Source organism: Streptomyces sp. NPDC001351 (assembly GCF_042896045.1).
Lineage (GTDB): Bacteria > Actinomycetota > Actinomycetes > Streptomycetales > Streptomycetaceae > Streptomyces.
Window position 1 is genome coordinate 64,156 of sequence record NZ_JBIAWS010000007.1, and the last position, 16,399, is coordinate 80,554.

Consider the following 16,399-nt stretch of genomic DNA (forward strand, 5'->3'; position numbering starts at 1 on the left):
ATGGAGGAGTCGTCAACACCCTTATGGGGAAGGTGAATCCTGTGACCGCGATACACGAGTGCCCCGAGGGAGCGATAGGGTTACCCTGCCCGGGCCGGGTGGACTCGTACGGGTGGGGAGTGACATGGAACAGATAACAGTGCGCAGCAGGGCCAGGGTCCCTGCGATCACCTACGGGAGCAGCGCGACCAGTTCGCGTCTCGACCGCCATCTCTCGGTGCTGGGCGGCCCGGCCGTCCCTCAGCGCGAGACGGCCGAGGCGACCTCGCTGATGCGTGAGCTGACCGCGCGTGACACCCCACGTGAGCGCAGCGCCAGCGGCAACCGGATCAGCCATGTGCTGCTCTTCGCGCCGCTGCGCCGACTGCGCCGTTCGCTGTTCGGCGGGCGCTGAGCGGTACCGGCGTTCGTGCGTCCGGTGCAGTACTGCGGCAGTCGTCCGTCATCCCCACGGCATGCAGTGGTGCACCGGCTCGCAGCCCGTATCCGGGCGTGTCCTGCCATGGAGGGCGTCTTCGGTGCGTTCCACCCGCTCTGCACCGAAGACAACCGCCCATTGACCCCAGCTGTTGATTGACCCCAGCTGTCGAGATCACCGGCCCCCGTACGTGTACCTCCGCACCGCGAGCGGCAGGAACACCGCGATCAGCACGGCGCACCACACCAGTGACCCGGCGATCGGGTGCGCCACCGGCCAGGCGGCGTCCCCCGGCACCGGAGCATTGCCGAAGAGGTCCCGCAGGGCGGTCGTCACCGCGCTGATCGGATTCCACTCGGCGACCGTGCGCAGCCAGCCGGGCAGGCCGTCGGTCGGGATGTACGCGTTGGACAGCAGTGGCAGCACGAACGTCGAGGCGCCGAGCTGCCCGGCCGCATCCTCGCTCCGGGTGAGCAGTCCGAGGAAGATCCCGATCGAGGTGCACGCGAACCGGAACAGGAGCAGCAGCCCCACGGCGCCCACGGCCCGGGGCGCGGACCCCTCGACCCGCCAGCCCACCGCGAGGCCGACCAGGAGCAACGGCACCGTCCCGGTCGCCGTGACCACGAGGTCGGCCACCGCCTGTCCGAGCGGCACTGCGGCGCGGCTCACCGGCATCGTGCGGAAGCGGTCCATCACGCCGCGGTGCGAGTCGGCGGCCGCCTGGAACATGCCGGTCATCAGGCCGCCCGCGGCCGTCGAGACCAGCAGCCCCGGCATCAGGAAGGACCGGTACTCGCGGCCGGGCATCGCGAGGGCGCTGCCGAAGACGTAGCCGAAGAACAGCAGCATGTTGATCGGCATGACCTGGGTGAGGATCGCCAGCCCGGGACTGTTGCGGACCCGCCGCAGCTGCCGGCCGACCATGGCGAGGCCGTCGTACGCCAACGTGCTCATGCCGCGGGCTCCTTGATGTCGGTCGTCAGCCGGATGAAGGCCTCGTCGAGCGTCGGCTGCCGCAGGCTGGCGTCGAGCAACGGCACGCCCGCCGCGTCGAGTTCGCGCACCAGGCGGGGCAGGGTGAGCGTCCGGTCCCTGGTGACCGCACCGACGGCGTTGCGTTCACGGTCGAACGACGGCTCGGCGCCGGTGAGTTGATCGAGCACTCCGGCAGCCTTCGTCATCACGTCCGCGTCCGCGACGACGACCTCGACATAGGCCCCGACCAGCGCCTTGAACTGGGCCGGCGAGCCCGTGTGTGCCACCCGCCCGCGGTCCACCAGGGCGATGTCGTCGGCGAGTCGGTCGGCCTCCTCCAGGTACTGGGTGGTCAGCAGCACCGACGTACCGTCGGCCGTGAGCTCGCGCACGGCGGACCAGATCAGATTGCGGCTGGCCGGGTCGAGCCCCGTCGTCGGCTCGTCCAGGAACAGCACCTCGGGCCGGCGGATCAGACTCGCCGCCAGATCCAGCCGGCGGCGCATCCCGCCGGAGTACGTGGACGCCGCCCGGCCGGCGGACTCCGAGAGCCCGAACCGCTCGAGGAGCTCGTCGGCCCGCTGACCCGGCGCCCGCACCCGGTGCAGCCGCGCGAACAGCCGCAGGTTCTCGCGGCCCGTGAGGTCCCCGTCGACCGACGCGTACTGCCCGGTGACGCCGATCCTGCGCCGGACGGCCGCGGGCTCCCGGACGAGGTCGTGCCCCGCGATCCGCGCCGAGCCCGCGTCCGGCCGCAGCAGCGTCGTCAGCAGCCGCACGGCCGTCGTCTTCCCCGCCCCGTTCGGCCCGAGGACACCGCAGACCGTGCCCCGGGCCACCGCGAGATCCAGCCCGCGCACAGCGTGCACCTCGCCGAACCTCTTCTCCAGACCTTCACTAAGTACAGCGTACGTAGAAGTCATGGCTCGACCATAGCGCACTACGTACGCTGTACGTAACTAGGATGGGGGGCGAGGTGATGATCGATGGCGGGCCGAGCGGCCGTACCCGAAGTGATCTGGGCCCGTCCCGAGCGGGCAGGGCGAGGGCCGAAGCCCGCGTTCACCCGCGCGGACATCGCGGCGGCGGCGGTGAAGGTCGCCGACGAGGGCGGTCTGGACGCGGTGTCGATGCGGCACGTCGCGGCCGAGCTGGGCTGCGGGACCATGTCGCTGTACAACTACGTCCCCCGCAAGGAGGACCTGTACGAGCTGATGGTGGACGCGGTCAGCGGCGAGCACGAGGTGTGGGAGCCGTCGGGGGACTGGCGGGACGACATGCGCCGGGTCGCCCGGCAGACACGGGCGCTGATGCACCGGCATCCGTGGCTGACGCGGCTGATGTCACCGGTGTACGGGTTCAGTCCGAATGCGTTGCGGTATCTGGAGCACTGTCTGGCCTGCCTGGACCCGCTCGATGCGCGCTACGGCATGAAGATGCAGCTCGTCGGGATGCTGAACGGGTGTGTGACCTCGTATGTCGCCACGGAGTTGGCTGCCGCCGAGCGGACGCGGTCGTTGCCGTGGTCGGCGGAGGAGGAGAGCGCGGTGCGGATCGCCTATCTGGGGAGTGCCCTCGCGGGCGGGGCCTATCCGCGGATGGCTGCGGCGTTCACCGAGGACTCGGGGCCGATCGATCTTGAGGGGGCCTTTGAGCTGATGCTGGAGCGGATGTTGGACGCGTTCGAGCCGCGGGGTGGGTCTTAGCCGTCACAGCAACGCGAACTGGCCTTCCGGGCCTTCCTCGTGGTGGTCGAAGACCGAGGCCGGCCTCCGGGCCACCTCCGCGGCCGGGAGTACCCCCGCCTTGTGCAGGTCGGATGCCGTGATGGGTGCCGTCACCGTCAACTCGTCCTGTTGTGGCCGCAGTTCGGCCAACAAGGCCAATACCGTGATCAGCTCCAGCAGCTCCGACGTCCAGGTCTGCGGCCATGCCGACGGACGGATCGCAGCCAGCGTTCCCGGCTCGGCCTCCGCCGTGCGGGCCGTGAACCAGTGCTCCAGGACCCGGACGCCCAACGCCTCGAAGTCCCAGGCCTGCGGGGGGACCGGGGAGATGCGGCCCTCGTCGAGGAGCAGGGTTTCCTCCTCGCGGTGGTAGGCGATCGTGAGGGGGCGGGACGGCAGCGGGGCGCGGACGTACGGGCGGCGGCCTCCCGGGAGTTTGGGCCGGTCGCCGTTGCGGCGCATCAGCCAGAGGAGGCGGCGGCCCAACTCCACGCCGTGCGACCAGAGTTCGGCGTCCTCGGTGAGGGGGACCGTCAGGTCGGGGCGGACGGTCGCCAGGGTCCAGGCGAGGAAGTCCGGCGGGGCGGGGGAGTGGCCGAGGCGGGTGCTCAGGTGGTCCAGCAGGCCCGGGGTCAGGTTGGGTTCCGTGCCGCCCGGGCGGCGGTAGAGGGGGCGGATGCGGCCGGGGCGAAGGAGGGGGAGGCGGGAGGTGGCCAGGAGATGCGGGCCGGTGCCGTCCGCGGGCGTCTCGGCGAGGAAGACCTGGTGCTCGTCCGCCACCCGCCACAGCTCGGGGCGGGCCGTGTCGATCAGACGGTGGTCGGGGATCAGCCACTGTTCGTCGAAGGGGGCGTGCAGGACGCGTACCGGCTCGGGACAGGGGCCCGAGGCGTGGATCAGTTTCTCCGTGCCGCTCGACTGGCCCGGCAGCTGGCCGACCGCCGAGCGCAGGGTGCGTGAACGGGTCGGCTCGAACAGGGCCTCACGGTCCGGGCCCTCGGCCTTCAGCAGGGCGTCCCAGCGGGCTTTGAGGGATGCGGCGTCGGGGCCCGTCGGCCACCCCCGGCCGAGCCGCGGCGGTGCGACGGACCACGGCATGAGGTCCGCGAGCAGCGGAGCGTCGTCGTGCGTCACGCTGGGCATCGTACGGCCTTCCGCCGACAGGCACCGGGGCCGGTGACGTCATGTGGCGTCCAGCGTCACCGTGAAGGAGAAGCGGTCGCCGCGGTAGTGGATGACGGCCACGTCCAGGACGCGTCCGTCCCCGTCGTACGTCACGCCCGTGTAGTGCAGAATCGGGCTGAGCAGCGGGACTTGGAGCAGGCGGGCCGTCTCCGGGTCGGCCAGGCGGGCCTCCACGGTGTCCGTGATACGGCTGATGTCCGCCCGGACGATGTCACGCAGCACCTTGGTCATCGGCCGGCGCAGCAGATCGGCGGGGTCGAAGCAGGCGGCCAGTTCGGGACGGACGTAGTTGCGGGCGTGGTTGGTCGGCTCGCCCGTCTTCTCGTCGCTGCGCAGCCGGTGGTAGGTGGCCACCTCGCCGGTCTCCGGGAAGTACTCGGCGAGTTCGGGCGGCACGGGCGCGCCGCCGTGGTCCAGCAGCTCCGTCACCATCCCGGACTGCTGGGCCACGATGGCGTCCACCGAGCCGAGCAGCCGGACCGGGGCACCCCTCAGGGCGTCGGGCTCGATGAACGTGCCCCGGCGGCGGTGCCGCGTGATCAGCCCCTCGTCCTCCAGCTCCTTCAGCGCCTGCCGCATGGTCAGCACGCTCACCCCGTAGTGCCCCGCCAACTGCTCCTCGGTGGGCAGCCGCAGCGGATCCTGGGGCGAGCGGCCGAGTATCGAGGCGCGCAGGGACTGCGACACCTGGTACCAGAGCGGCAGCTTGCGGTTCAGGACGATCGAGTCCGGGGCGAAGGAGGTCACGGCCTATCCGTACCGGTCGTACGCGATCAGTGCAACGGGCGGAAATGCCGCTCGAGGCCCTGCCACACGTCGTCGTAGCGCTGCTGCAGGTGCTCCGCCCCCGCCGCGTGCGGGGTGAGCGTCACCGGCCAGCGGGTCTCGAACATGAACGCCAGCCCGTCGTCCACCTTCTGCGGCTTCAGCTCGGCCGCGCTCGCCCGGTCGAACGTCTCCCGGTCCGGACCGTGCGCCGACATCATGTTGTGCAGCGAGCCGCCGCCCGGCACAAAGCCCCCTGGACCAGCAGTCTTGGCGTCGTAGGCACCCTCGATCAGGCCCATGTACTCGCTCATCACGTTCCGGTGGAAGTACGGCGGCCGGAAGGTGTCCTCGCCCACCAGCCAGCGCGGCGCGAAGACGACGAAGTCCACTCCGGCCAGGCCCGGGGTGTCGGACGGGGACGTCAGCACCGTGAAGATCGACGGGTCCGGATGGTCGTAGGAGATGCTGCCGATGACGTTGAAACGGCGCAGGTCGTAGACGTAGGGGACGTGGTTGCCGTGCCAGGCGACCACGTCGAGCGGCGAGTGGTCGTAGACGGCCGTCCAGAGGCTGCCGCAGAACTTGTTCACCACCTCCACCGGACCCTCCACATCCTCGTAGGCGGCGACGGGGGCCCGGAAGTCGCGTGCGTTGGCGAGGCCGTTGGCGCCGATCGGGCCCAGGTCGGGGAGGTGGAAGGGCGCGCCGTAGTTCTCGCACACATAACCGCGGGCGGAGGCATCCAGCAGCTCCACACGGAAGCGCACCCCACGAGGAACCAGCGCCATATGTCCCGGCTCCGCATGCAAGAGCCCGAACTCCGTGCGCAGCAGCAGCCCGCCGCGCTCCGGGACGATCAGCAGCTCGCCGTCCGCGTCGCTGAAGACGCGCTCCATCGAGGAGTTGGCGTGGTACAGGTGCACGGCCATGCCGGTGCGCTGGGTGGCGTCACCGTTGCCGCCCAGGGTCCACAGGCCGGCCAGGAAGTCCGTCCCGGCCGGGGGCTCGGGCAGCGGGTTCCAGCGCAGGCGGTTCGGGTCGGGCACCGACTCGGTGAACGGGGCCGTGCGGATCGCGCCGTTGTCCGTGCGCGTGAACGCCGGGTGCGCGGCCGACGGGCGGATGCGGTAGAGCCAGGAACGGCGGTTGTGGGCCCGTGGCTCGGTGAACGCCGTACCGCTGAGCTGTTCCGCGTACAGCCCGAGCGGCGCGCGCTGTGGCGTGTTGCGGCCCTCGGGGAGGGCACCGGGCACGGCCTCGGAGCTGTGCTCGTTGCCGAAGCCGGAGAGGTAGGCCAGTCCCTCGGCCGTCTTGCGCGCGTCCCCACGCTCGAACCCGCTCGCGCGGGAGGTACCCCCATCGCTCATCATCGCTCCCTTGCGACTGCCGTCTGATTCCTATGCAACACCGTAGGATTGCGGTTTCGCGGGCGCAAGGGGGTCCTGGGGCCTCCTCATCAGGGAGGAACGAGAACCAGACTCCAGGGGGATCCGAGAGTCGCAGGGGTGTTCTAGTCTCCCGGGCATGTCGTGGACGCGGGGTCTTCCAGCCGCGCTCGCGGTCTGTGTCCTGCTGTTGACCGGATCCGTGAGCTGCGGCTCCAGTGATGCGCACGAGGAGAAGGACGGCGATGCGATCTCGCCGGTCGGCAAGCTCCTGGACAACACGGACAAGCAGGGGCGGCACTACCGTGAAGTGAGGAAGAAGGGCGCGCCCGCGGTCGGCATCGAGGTCCAGCCGGACTCCGGCAACACCTGGGACGTGCATCTGACCGTCCACAACTTCCGCTTCTCCCCGCGCGGTACGAAGGCACGTGCGACGGCCGGCCGCGGTCTCGCCTACGTCTTCGTCGACGACCGGCTCGTCACCCGGCTGAGCGGTCTCACCTGCCGCCTCCCGGCCAGATTCGTACCGCGCGGCACGCATCACGTCACCGCCCGGCTGTACGCCGACGACGGCACCGTATGGGCCGTGCAGGGCCGCCCCGTGGAGAGCACGGCCGACATCACGGCCTCGGAGGCGGCGGGCGCGCCGAGTGCCACTCCGGGGGCGACCGCACTGGGTGCATCCGGCACCTATGCGCGTGACGGGGGGCGAGGTTCACCGGAGCGCTCCGGAACGGCATCATGAAGCCTGTGCCCCACGCGACATCGCTACGCCGAGCCCCCGTGCAGCGACGCAGTGCCGAACGGCTGACCCGGATCCTCGACGCCTGCGCCGACCTCCTCGACGAGGTCGGCTACGACGACCTGAGCACGCGGGCCGTGGCCCTGCGCGCAGGAGTCCCCATCGGATCGGTCTACCGCTTCTTCGGCAACAAGCGGCAGATGGCCGACGCCCTCGCCCAGCGCAACCTGGAGCGCTTCACCGAGCAGGTCACCGAGCGGCTGAAGTCGGCCGGCGACGGAGGCTGGCGCTCGGCGATGGACGCCGTACTCGACGAGTACCTGGCCATGAAGCGCACCGCGCCCGGCTTCTCCCTCGTCGACTTCGGCAACCAGATCCCGGTCGGCGCCCGCAGCGCCGAACCCAACACCCGTGTCGCCGACCGCCTCACCGAACTGCTCTCCGGCTACCTCGACCGGGAGCCGGACGACGATCTGCGCCGTACCTTCCTGATCGCCGTGGAGACCGCCGACACCCTGGTCCACCTGGCCTTCCGGGTGGCCCCTGAGGGTGACGAGAAGATCATCGAGGAGGCGCGGGAGCTGCTGCGGGCCTATCTGGCGCGCGTGCTGGACTGAGAGCCTGTGTCATATCCCCGGCCGGGCGCGCGGCGTCTGGCACGCACGCTCGCGGCGTTGCCGAAACGCCCTAGTAGCTCCGCTACGAGGGCGCTCCGGCGCCTTGCGATCGCACGCACCAGACGCCGCGCGCTGATCCGACCGGGGATATGACACAGGCTCTGAGATCCCGCAGGGCCGCGGCGCGCGGATTTCCGACCTCACCCCCGAAGAGGCCTCCCCTCCGTCCATACCGGTCGGTATGCTCGGCGGACAGTACGAGCGTCACCGTCGCCGCCACCGGGAGGACCCGTGTCCCGCACCGCCCTGCGAATCTGCCCCCTGTGCGAGGCCACCTGCGGGCTGACCCTCACCATCGAGGGCACCCGCGTCACCGGCGCCCGCGGTGACCGCGAGGACGTGTTCAGCAAGGGGTTCATCTGTCCCAAGGGCGCCTCCTTCGGCGCCGTCGACGGGGACCCCGACCGGCTGCGCACCCCGCTCGTGCGCAAGGACGGCGAGCTGCGCGAGGCCACCTGGGAGGAGGCCTTCGACGCGGTCGCCGCCGGGGTCCGCACGGTCGTCGAGCGCTACGGCCCCAACTCCGTCGGCGTCGTCCTCGGCAACCCGAACGTGCACACCATGGCGGGCGCCCTCTACCCGCCGGTGCTGCTCGCCGGCCTCGGCACCCGCAGTGTCTTCACCGCGTCCACGGTCGACCAGATGCCCAAGCACGTCTCCAGCGGACTGCTCTACGGCGACGCCAACGCCATCCCGGTGCCGGACCTGGACCACACCGACCATCTGCTCCTGATCGGCGCCAACCCCCTGGAGTCCAACGGGAGTCTGTGCACGGCCGCCGACTTCCCCGGCAAGCTCAAGGCCCTCAAGACCCGCGGCGGCACCCTCACGGTCATCGACCCGCGCCGCACCCGCACCGCCAAGCTCGCCGACCGGCACATCGCGATCCGCCCCGGCGCCGACGCGCTGCTGCTCGCGGCGATGGCGTACGCCCTGTTCGAGGAAGGCCTCGTCGACACCGGGGAGTTGACCCCGCACCTTGAGGGCCTGGACGAACTGCGCGCGGCCATACAGGACTTCAGCCCCGAAGCCGTCGCCGGAGCCTGCGACGTGGACGCCCCCACGATCCGCACCCTCGCCCGCGAACTCGCCGCCGCCCCCACCGCCGCCGTCTACGGCCGCATCGGCAGCTGCACCGTCCCGCACGGCACCCTGGCCAGCTGGCTCGTCGACGTCCTCAATGTCCTCACCGGCAACCTCGACCGCCCCGGCGGCGCCCTCTTCCCGCAGGCGGCCACCGACCGCACCCCCCGCCCCGCCGGACCGAGCCACGGCTTCACGCTCGCCCGCTGGCACTCCCGGGTGAGCGGACACCCCGAGGCGAAGGGCGAGTTGCCGCTGTCCGCGCTCGCCGAGGAGATCGACACGGCGACCGACGAGGGCGAGCCGATCCGCGCCCTCATCACCTCCGCCGCCAACCCCGTGCTCTCGGCGCCCGACGGCGACCGCCTCGACAAGGCCCTGGACTCCCTGGACTTCATGGTCAGCATCGACCCGTACCTGAACGAGACCACGCGCCACGCGACCGTCGTCCTGCCGCCGCCCCCGCCCTCGCAGAGCCCGCACCACGACTTCGCGTTCAACACCCTCGCCGTACGCAACCAGGTCCGCTACACCCGCCCCGCCGTCCCCCTGGAGCCCGGCCGGCTGCCCGAGACCGAGATCTTCGCCCGGCTGATCCTGGCCGCCACCGGCATGCACGGCGCCGATCCGTCCGCCGTCGACGAACTGGTCATCGGGCAGACCCTGGGCAAGGCGGTCAAGGAGCCCTTCTCGCCCGTGCACGGCCGCGACCCGAAGGAACTCGCCGCGCAGCTCACCGGGGTGAGCGGTCCCGAGCGGCGGCTCGACATGATGCTGCGCCTCGGCCCCTACGGCGACGGCTTCGGCGTACGACCCGACGGGCTGAGCCTGGAGCGGCTGCTCGCGCATCCGCACGGCATCGACCTCGGTCCGCTGCGGTCGCGTCTGCCGCAGCCGCTGAAGACCAGGAGCGGCAAGGTCGAGCTGCTGCCGCAGCCGATCGCGGACGATCTGCCGCGACTGCGGGCGGCCCTGGACCGGCTCCCGGACGAACTCGTCCTCGTCGGCCGCCGGCATCTGCGCTCCAACAACAGCTGGATGCACAACGTCCCGGCCCTCACCGGCGGCACGAACCGCTGCACGCTGCACATCCACCCCGAGGACGCCGAGCGGCTCGGCGTGCGGGACGGGGCGGCCGTACGCGTCAAGGGCGCCGGGGGAGAGGTGACCGCCCCCGCCGAGGTGACGGACGCGGTGCGTCCGGGCGTGGTGAGCCTGCCGCACGGCTGGGGCCACGACCGGCCCGGCACCCGGATGAGCCATGCCGCCATCGACCCCGGGGTCAACGTCAACCAGCTCCTCGACGGCAGCCTGCTCGATCCGCTGTCGGGCAACGCGGTCCTCAACGGAGTGCCCATTGAGGTCGCCGCAGTTGCCGCCGTGTCCGAAAAGCTCAGCCCCGTGACCTGAGCAAAGCCGTGACCTGCAGTTTCGCGCTTATTGCTCACGCATCAACGTCTTGTTAACGCCGTTTGAACGGACCTAACGTTCGTCGCACCGCCTGCCCGGTGGGATGTTCAAGGGCGAACGTTAGGTATCCACTCATGCTGACCATCCTCGGCTTCGCCATGATCGCGACCTTCCTGGTCCTGATCATGCTGAAGAAGATGTCGCCGATCGCGGCGCTCGTGCTGATCCCGGCACTGTTCTGTGTCTTCGTCGGTAAGGGCGCCAAGCTGGGCGACTACGTCATCGACGGCGTCACCAGCCTCGCGCCCACCGCGGCGATGCTCATGTTCGCGATCGTCTACTTCGGTGTGATGATCGACGTCGGCCTCTTCGACCCGATCGTTCGGGGGATTCTCAAGTTCTGCAAGGCCGACCCGCTGCGGATCGTCGTCGGTACGGCCGTCCTCGCCGCGATCGTCTCGCTCGACGGTGACGGCTCGACCACCTTCATGATCACCGTCTCGGCGATGTACCCGCTGTACAGGCGCCTGAAGATGAGCCTGGTCGTGATGACCGGTGTCGCCGCCATGGCCAACGGCGTGATGAACACCCTGCCGTGGGGCGGCCCGACCGCCCGCGCCGCCACCGCGCTGAAGCTCGACGCGAGCGACATCTTCGTCCCGATGATCCCGGCGCTCGCCATGGGTCTGCTCTTCGTCTTCGCCCTCGCCTACGTGCTCGGGCGCCGTGAGCGGAAGCGGCTCGGTGTGCTGACGCTGGACGAGGTGCTGGTCGAGGAGAAGGAGACCGAGACGGTCCTGGTGGGCGCCGGATCCGGCTCCGGTTCCGGCAAGGGCACCAAGCGCACCGGCGGCTCCGGGTCCGGCTCCGGTACGGACCTCCCCGCGGACGAGGACGACGGCCTCCAGGGACTCGACCCCGACCGGCCCACCCTGCGCCCCAGGCTGTACTGGTTCAACGCGCTGCTCACGGTGGCCCTGCTCACCGCCATGATCATGGAGTGGCTGCCGATCCCGGTGCTGTTCCTGCTCGGTGCGGCCCTGGCGCTCACCGTCAACTTCCCGCACATGCCCGACCAGAAGGCCCGCCTCGGCGCCCACGCGGAGAACGTCCTCAACGTCTCCGGCATGGTCTTCGCCGCAGCCGTCTTCACCGGCGTCCTGCAGGGCACCGGAATGGTGGGCAGCATGGCCAAGTGGCTGGTGGACAACGTCCCGGACGGGATGGGCCCGCACATGGCCTTCGTCACCGGCATCCTGAGCATCCCGCTGACGTACTTCATGTCGAACGACGGCTTCTACTTCGGCATCCTCCCGGTGCTCGCCGAGGCCGGTCAGGCCCACGGCGTCTCGTCCCTGGAGATCGCCCGCGCCTCGCTCATCGGGCAGCCGCTGCACATGTCCAGCCCGCTCGTCCCGGCCGTGTACGTCCTGGTCGGCATGGCCAAGGTGGAGTTCGGCGACCACACCCGGTTCGTGGTCAAGTGGGCCGCGCTCACTTCACTCGTGGTCCTCGGGGCAGGGATCCTCTTCGGCATCATCTGACCTTCCGGCAAGGGAACTCGGCTTCCGGGCAAGGGAATCCAGCTCCCGGACAAGGGAAATCAGGAGGATCCGCCCATGGGGCCCGGTAGGAACCGCGGCTGGCTGCTCCGTCTCGTCATCGCCTTCGGCTTCGCGCAGGGGGCGGTGTCGATGGCCCGGCCCGCCGTCTCCTACCGGGCCCTCGCGCTGGGCGCCGACGAGCGGGCGGTCGGCGTCATCGCGGGCGTGTACGCCCTGTTGCCGCTCTTCGCCGCGGTACCGCTGGGCCGCCGCACCGACCACGGCCGCTGCGCACCCCTGCTGCCGGTCGGCGTGGTCCTGATAGCGGGCGGCTGCGCGCTCAGCGGACTCGCGAGCTCCCTCTGGGCGATGGCGGTCTGGAGCGGGGTGATGGGCCTCGGCCACCTCTGCTTCGTGATCGGCGCCCAGTCGCTCGTCGCCCGCCAGTCCGCCCCGCATGAACAGGACCGCAACTTCGGCCACTTCACCATCGGCGCCTCGCTCGGCCAGCTGGTCGGCCCGATCGCGGCGGGCGCACTGATCGGCGGTCCGGACAGGGCGGGCACCAGCGCGCTGGCCCTCGTGGTGGCCGGTGCGGGCGCCGCGGTCGCGTTCACCTCGCTGTGGCGCATCGAGGACCGTACGGCAGTCAAGTCCCGTACCGCACAGGCCGATCAGGTTCCCGTCGGCAGCATCCTGCGGGCCCGGGGCGTGCCGGCCGGCATGCTCATCAGTCTCTCCGTGCTGTCCGCCACCGACATCCTCACCGCCTATCTGCCGGTGGTCGGCGAACACCGGGGCATCGCGCCGTCGGTGATCGGTGTGCTGCTCAGCCTGCGCGCGGGCGCCACGATCGCCTGCCGGCTCGTCCTCACCCCGCTGCTGCGGCTGCTCGGCCGGCCGCTGCTGCTCACGGCGACCTGTCTGCTGGCGGCCGTGCTGTGCGCCGGGATCGCGCTGCCGATGCCGGTGTGGGTGCTCGGCCTGGTGCTGGCCGCCCTCGGGTTCTGTCTCGGCGTCGGGCAGCCGCTGTCCATGACGACCGTCGTCCAGGCAGCCCCGGACGGCGCCCGCTCCACGGCCCTCGCCCTGCGGCTGACCGGCAACCGCCTCGGCCAGGTCGCCGCGCCGGCCGCCGCGGGTCTGGTCGCGGGGGTCGCGGGCGTGGCGGCGCCCTTCGTGATGCTCGGGGCCCTGCTGTTGTTCTCGGCGGGCAGCGCCCTGCGCGCACCGGCCGCTCCGGGCGGCGGTCAGACGGCCGGGGCTGCTCCGGCCGGGCGCGCGGCCGGTACTCCCTTGCGCCGGTCGAGGGATATCTGACGGCGAGTCGGGTGGTGCTGCAGCGACACGCCGGGCGGATGTGAAAGAGAGTCAGATGAAAGAGCGATTTGTATGAAAATCGTCTGACTCGGAGGAACGTCCATGCCCACCTTGCTGCCCCCGTCCGCAGGCGCCCGTCTGGGAGCCGCGGCCCTCACCGTACTCACCGCGGCCGGGGCCTCCTGGTCCGCGACGTCCGCCGCTCTTGCCGCCCCCGGTGACGGTGCCGACATCAGGATCCACAGTGAGCGAGTGCCCTACGGCGTCTCCAAGGACGACCCCGTTGTCTGCCGGTTCTACCTCGACGCCGCGAATTTCGGCGACCTGACGTCCGTCTCCTACACCATCACGGCTCAGCCACCGCTGCCCACCGCGGCCACCGTGAGCGGCACGATCTCCCTGGCCGGCGGCGCCGGGCACACCGACATCCTGGGGCTGGCCGACGGCAGATACACCCTCCAGTGGACCATTCCGCCGACCACGCCGCCCACGCCGCCCGTCGCGCCCAAGGAGAAGGTCTTCTCCGTCGACTGCCACGGCAGGCACGACCGGGGGCAGGCGGGCCCGAGCCACACGATCGAGGACCACGGGCCGAAGGGCGGCGTCCACGCCGGCGGCGGCGGCCTCGTCGACACCGTGCAGGCATACACCCCGCTGAGCGCTGCCGCAGGCGTCGGACTGGTCGCCGTCGGCGGAGCCGTCTACGTCCGGACGCTGCTGCGCCGCCGCTCCCACGGTGCCGAGTAGGACCTGTCCGGCGCCCCCCTCCGGGGGAATGCGTGCCAGACCCCGCGACGCCGGCCCGGTCCGCCGGGCAGCTCCCGGGCGCAGGCGACGCAGGCCCTGGCACCGGACCCGCGCCTACCGCCTCACCAGGACGGCCATGATCGTGGCCGCCCTGGTGACGGTCTTCCGGTGCGGGGGGCATCACCACCACCCGGCCGAGTCCGTCAGGGCCGGGGGCCCGGCGCCCGCCGAGGCGCCCGCCGAACCGGCCCCCGGCCCCGCCGACGGGCGCCCCCGGGCCTCCGAGCCGCCCGCGCCCGCACAACCCGCCACACCGCCCCCGCCACTGCCCCGGTCACCGGCGGCCGCCCTGCGCGTACCGTCCCTGGGCATCGACGCGCCGGTCATCGGGGTGCGGGTGGGCGCCGACCGGCAGCTGGAGACCCCGCCGCTCGACAAGCCCAGGCTCGTCGGCTGGTACCAGGACGGGCCCGCACCGGGCGAGACCGGCACCGCCGTCGCCGTCGGCCACCGCGACACGAGGACCGGCGCCGCGGTCTTCGCCGCCCTCGCGCAGGTGCGCTCCGGGGCCCGGATCGAGGTCCGGCGCGCCGACGGCCGCATCGCCGTCTACACCGTGGACCGCGTACGGATCTTCGACAAGGACCGCTTCCCCGACAAGGAGGTGTACGGCCCGAGTTCACGCCCCGAGCTGCGGGTGCTGACCTGCGGCGGCCTGTTCACCCGCAGGACCGGCTACACCAGCAACGTCGTCGTGTTCGCCCATCTGACGGCGACCCGCTGACCCGGGACGCGCCCTCCGCACCGCCGCGTCCGCTTTCTCACTGGGCGGAACGAAGGACCTGATTCCGTCAGGTGTCTTCCCTCAAGCGCGTACGGTCCGTTAACTTCCGTGACTCACAGCCCGTGCGACCCGTACGGGCCGTTCGACCGCAGAGCCTCAGGACTCGCTCAGTACGCCCTCGGGGGCAGTGCCATGACACGCGCCATCTCTCTGCACGACGTGAGCAAGACCTATACGCGAGGCGTTCGCGTGGTGGACCGGCTGTCGCTGGACATCCGCCCCGGCGAATTCCTCGTGCTGCTCGGGCCGTCCGGCTGCGGCAAGTCCACCGTGCTCCGCATGATCGCCGGACTGGAGGAGATCACGGAGGGCCGGCTGCTGCTGGACGGCGAGCATTCCAACGAACTGCTCCCGTCCGAGCGGAACATGGCGATGGTCTTCCAGAACTTCGCCCTGTACCCGAACATGACCAGCCGCGGCAACATCGGCTTCCCGCTGCGCGTCGAGAACCCCGGCGAGGACCCGCGCCCGCGCGTCGACGCCACCGCCCGGATGCTCGGCATCGAGGACCTCCTCGACCGCTTCCCCAGCCAGCTCTCCGGCGGCGAACGCCAGCGCGTCGCCATGGGCCGCGCCATCGCCCGCCACCCCTCGGCCTTCCTGATGGACGAGCCGCTGTCCAACCTCGACGCCAAGCTCCGCAACCACCTGCGGGCCGAGATCTCCAAGCTCACCCGGGAGTTGGGCGTCACCACGGTCTACGTCACCCACGACCAGGCCGAGGCCATGTCGCTCGGCGACCGGGTCGCCGTCCTGCGCGGCGGGGTGCTCCAGCAGCTGGACACCCCGCGCATGGTGTACGCCCTGCCCCGCAACGTCTTCGTCGCCGCCTTCATCGGCACCCCGCGCATCAATCTGCTGCGCGGTCTGGTCCGCGCCCCGCTCGACGGCGCGATGACCATCAGCCTCGGCAAGCAGTATCTGCGACTGCCCGAACCGCTCTGCCTGGACCACCAGTTGCTGCGGGTGCAGCAGGGCCGGGAGGTGATCGTCGGGCTGCGCTCGGAGGCCGTACGCATCGCCAGGCACTCCTCCGCCCGGCCGGGCGAAGTGCCCCTCACCGGCCTGGTGGAGCACGTGGAGTTCCAGGGCCACGAGATCCTCGTGCACTTCAACACCGGCTCCCAGCCCGCCGTCGTGCCGGACCTGGAGGCGCCGCGACCCGGCTCGCGTCCGTCCCGGCGCCGTCGGCGGGCGGGCGGTCCGACCGTCCTGGAACGGCTGCGGGACCGGGCGGGGGCGCTCCGCGCGGGGCCCGTGGTGGTCATGGACGACCCGGAGGCCGGCCCTGCGGAGGCCGCGTCCACCGAGGCCCGCCTCCCCGGTGACCTGGTGGTCCGCACCACCCCCGACATCGAACTCCGACATGGCATGCAGGTGCCGCTGCTCGTCGACATCGCCCATCTGTTTGTGTTCGACCAGCAGGGGGAGCGGATCTGTCCGGCGCCGGCGCGGTTGCCGGATCTGGAGAACTGAGGCTCCGTAGGGGTGTGTACCCCGGGGTCTCTGGCACCGGAAAACTATCGCCGCTAGTTTGTGTTCCTGTCGGTAGGTTTTGACGCGGACGACGC

Annotated in this window: 15 protein-coding genes; 10 read left to right on the forward strand and 5 right to left on the reverse strand. The window is 71.3% G+C overall.

The features are described from left to right. Nucleotides 1–124: 124 nt before the first annotated feature. Nucleotides 125–394 carry a hypothetical protein gene (locus ACFY1U_RS25655; RefSeq protein ID WP_390696481.1) on the forward strand — a complete coding sequence of 90 codons (270 nt, stop codon included), beginning with the start codon at nucleotides 125–127 and terminating at the stop codon, nucleotides 392–394. A gap of 198 nt (nucleotides 395–592) precedes the next feature. Here ACFY1U_RS25655 and ACFY1U_RS25660 read toward each other — a convergent pair whose 3' ends face one another. Together ACFY1U_RS25660 and ACFY1U_RS25665 are read right to left on the reverse strand one after the other, a co-directional pair. Next, nucleotides 593–1,375: an ABC transporter permease gene (locus ACFY1U_RS25660; protein ID WP_390696482.1), complete on the reverse strand. Its 783-nt coding sequence runs from the start codon at nucleotides 1,373–1,375 to the stop codon at nucleotides 593–595. Then, nucleotides 1,372–2,319: an ATP-binding cassette domain-containing protein gene (locus ACFY1U_RS25665; protein WP_390696483.1), complete on the reverse strand. Its 948-nt coding sequence runs from the start codon at nucleotides 2,317–2,319 to the stop codon at nucleotides 1,372–1,374. Before ACFY1U_RS25665 ends, ACFY1U_RS25660 begins: the two co-directional genes overlap by 4 nt. A gap of 63 nt (nucleotides 2,320–2,382) precedes the next feature. Here ACFY1U_RS25665 and ACFY1U_RS25670 point away from each other — a divergent pair, with 63 nt between their 5' ends. After that, on the forward strand, nucleotides 2,383–3,102 hold the full coding sequence (locus ACFY1U_RS25670) for a TetR/AcrR family transcriptional regulator (protein WP_390696484.1): 720 nt from the start codon (nucleotides 2,383–2,385) through the stop codon (nucleotides 3,100–3,102). A 3-nt stretch (nucleotides 3,103–3,105) separates the two neighbouring features. Here the strand turns inward: ACFY1U_RS25670 and ACFY1U_RS25675 are convergent, their stop codons facing one another. Genes ACFY1U_RS25675 through hmgA form a run of 3 tightly spaced genes read right to left on the reverse strand, consistent with a single transcriptional unit; the run spans nucleotide 3,106 to nucleotide 6,443 of the window. Beyond that, nucleotides 3,106–4,266, reverse strand: coding sequence for a type ISP restriction/modification enzyme (locus tag ACFY1U_RS25675; RefSeq protein WP_390696485.1), 1,161 nt, complete (start codon nucleotides 4,264–4,266; stop codon nucleotides 3,106–3,108). A gap of 39 nt (nucleotides 4,267–4,305) precedes the next feature. Then, nucleotides 4,306–5,055, reverse strand: a complete 750-nt coding sequence (locus ACFY1U_RS25680) for a GntR family transcriptional regulator (protein ID WP_390696486.1) — start codon at nucleotides 5,053–5,055, stop codon at nucleotides 4,306–4,308. Between the two features lie 26 nt (nucleotides 5,056–5,081). Then, nucleotides 5,082–6,443, reverse strand: coding sequence for a homogentisate 1,2-dioxygenase (gene hmgA, locus ACFY1U_RS25685; protein ID WP_390696487.1), 1,362 nt, complete (start codon nucleotides 6,441–6,443; stop codon nucleotides 5,082–5,084). Nucleotides 6,444–6,600: 157 nt separating this feature from the next. Between hmgA and ACFY1U_RS25690 the strand changes: the two genes are divergently transcribed. From ACFY1U_RS25690 to ACFY1U_RS25725, 8 genes are all read left to right on the forward strand, one after another. Beyond that, nucleotides 6,601–7,206 (forward strand): hypothetical protein, encoded by a 606-nt coding sequence (locus ACFY1U_RS25690; protein ID WP_390696488.1) that lies wholly within the window; start codon nucleotides 6,601–6,603, stop codon nucleotides 7,204–7,206. Continuing rightward, on the forward strand, nucleotides 7,203–7,820 hold the full coding sequence (locus tag ACFY1U_RS25695) for a TetR family transcriptional regulator (protein ID WP_390696489.1): 618 nt from the start codon (nucleotides 7,203–7,205) through the stop codon (nucleotides 7,818–7,820). Before ACFY1U_RS25690 ends, ACFY1U_RS25695 begins: the two co-directional genes overlap by 4 nt. 291 nt (nucleotides 7,821–8,111) lie before the next feature. Further along, entirely contained in the window at nucleotides 8,112–10,373 is a 2,262-nt protein-coding gene (locus ACFY1U_RS25700; RefSeq protein WP_390696490.1) for a molybdopterin oxidoreductase family protein, read from the forward strand. A gap of 134 nt (nucleotides 10,374–10,507) precedes the next feature. Next, complete coding sequence (locus ACFY1U_RS25705) at nucleotides 10,508–11,917, forward strand: CitMHS family transporter (RefSeq protein WP_390696491.1); 1,410 nt, start codon at nucleotides 10,508–10,510, stop codon at nucleotides 11,915–11,917. Between the two features lie 75 nt (nucleotides 11,918–11,992). After that, on the forward strand, nucleotides 11,993–13,237 hold the full coding sequence (locus ACFY1U_RS25710) for an MFS transporter (protein WP_390696492.1): 1,245 nt from the start codon (nucleotides 11,993–11,995) through the stop codon (nucleotides 13,235–13,237). A gap of 102 nt (nucleotides 13,238–13,339) precedes the next feature. Then, a complete protein-coding gene (locus ACFY1U_RS25715) occupies nucleotides 13,340–13,984 on the forward strand; it encodes a hypothetical protein (RefSeq protein WP_390696493.1) in 645 nt (214 codons plus the stop codon). Nucleotides 13,985–14,012: 28 nt separating this feature from the next. After that, a complete protein-coding gene (locus ACFY1U_RS25720; RefSeq protein WP_390696494.1) occupies nucleotides 14,013–14,768 on the forward strand; it encodes a class F sortase in 756 nt (251 codons plus the stop codon). Between the two features lie 192 nt (nucleotides 14,769–14,960). Next, nucleotides 14,961–16,304: an ABC transporter ATP-binding protein gene (locus ACFY1U_RS25725; protein WP_390696495.1), complete on the forward strand. Its 1,344-nt coding sequence runs from the start codon at nucleotides 14,961–14,963 to the stop codon at nucleotides 16,302–16,304. Nucleotides 16,305–16,399: the final 95 nt, after the last annotated feature.

What these genes read in the sequence shown, in the direction of transcription:
- ACFY1U_RS25710 (WP_390696492.1), top strand. Translation starts at nt 11,993, where the DNA reads ATGGGGCCCGGTAGGAACCGCGGCTGGCTGCTCCGTCTCGTCATCGCC.
- ACFY1U_RS25715 (WP_390696493.1), top strand. Translation starts at nt 13,340, where the DNA reads ATGCCCACCTTGCTGCCCCCGTCCGCAGGCGCCCGTCTGGGAGCCGCG.
- ACFY1U_RS25670 (WP_390696484.1), top strand. Translation starts at nt 2,383, where the DNA reads ATGGCGGGCCGAGCGGCCGTACCCGAAGTGATCTGGGCCCGTCCCGAG.
- ACFY1U_RS25695 (WP_390696489.1), top strand. Translation starts at nt 7,203, where the DNA reads ATGAAGCCTGTGCCCCACGCGACATCGCTACGCCGAGCCCCCGTGCAG.
- ACFY1U_RS25660 (WP_390696482.1), bottom strand. Translation starts at nt 1,375, where the DNA reads ATGAGCACGTTGGCGTACGACGGCCTCGCCATGGTCGGCCGGCAGCTG.
- ACFY1U_RS25720 (WP_390696494.1), top strand. Translation starts at nt 14,013, where the DNA reads ATGCGTGCCAGACCCCGCGACGCCGGCCCGGTCCGCCGGGCAGCTCCC.
- hmgA (WP_390696487.1), bottom strand. Translation starts at nt 6,443, where the DNA reads ATGAGCGATGGGGGTACCTCCCGCGCGAGCGGGTTCGAGCGTGGGGAC.
- ACFY1U_RS25690 (WP_390696488.1), top strand. Translation starts at nt 6,601, where the DNA reads ATGTCGTGGACGCGGGGTCTTCCAGCCGCGCTCGCGGTCTGTGTCCTG.
- ACFY1U_RS25725 (WP_390696495.1), top strand. Translation starts at nt 14,961, where the DNA reads ATGACACGCGCCATCTCTCTGCACGACGTGAGCAAGACCTATACGCGA.
- ACFY1U_RS25665 (WP_390696483.1), bottom strand. Translation starts at nt 2,319, where the DNA reads ATGACTTCTACGTACGCTGTACTTAGTGAAGGTCTGGAGAAGAGGTTC.
- ACFY1U_RS25655 (WP_390696481.1), top strand. Translation starts at nt 125, where the DNA reads ATGGAACAGATAACAGTGCGCAGCAGGGCCAGGGTCCCTGCGATCACC.
- ACFY1U_RS25675 (WP_390696485.1), bottom strand. Translation starts at nt 4,266, where the DNA reads ATGCCCAGCGTGACGCACGACGACGCTCCGCTGCTCGCGGACCTCATG.
- ACFY1U_RS25705 (WP_390696491.1), top strand. Translation starts at nt 10,508, where the DNA reads ATGCTGACCATCCTCGGCTTCGCCATGATCGCGACCTTCCTGGTCCTG.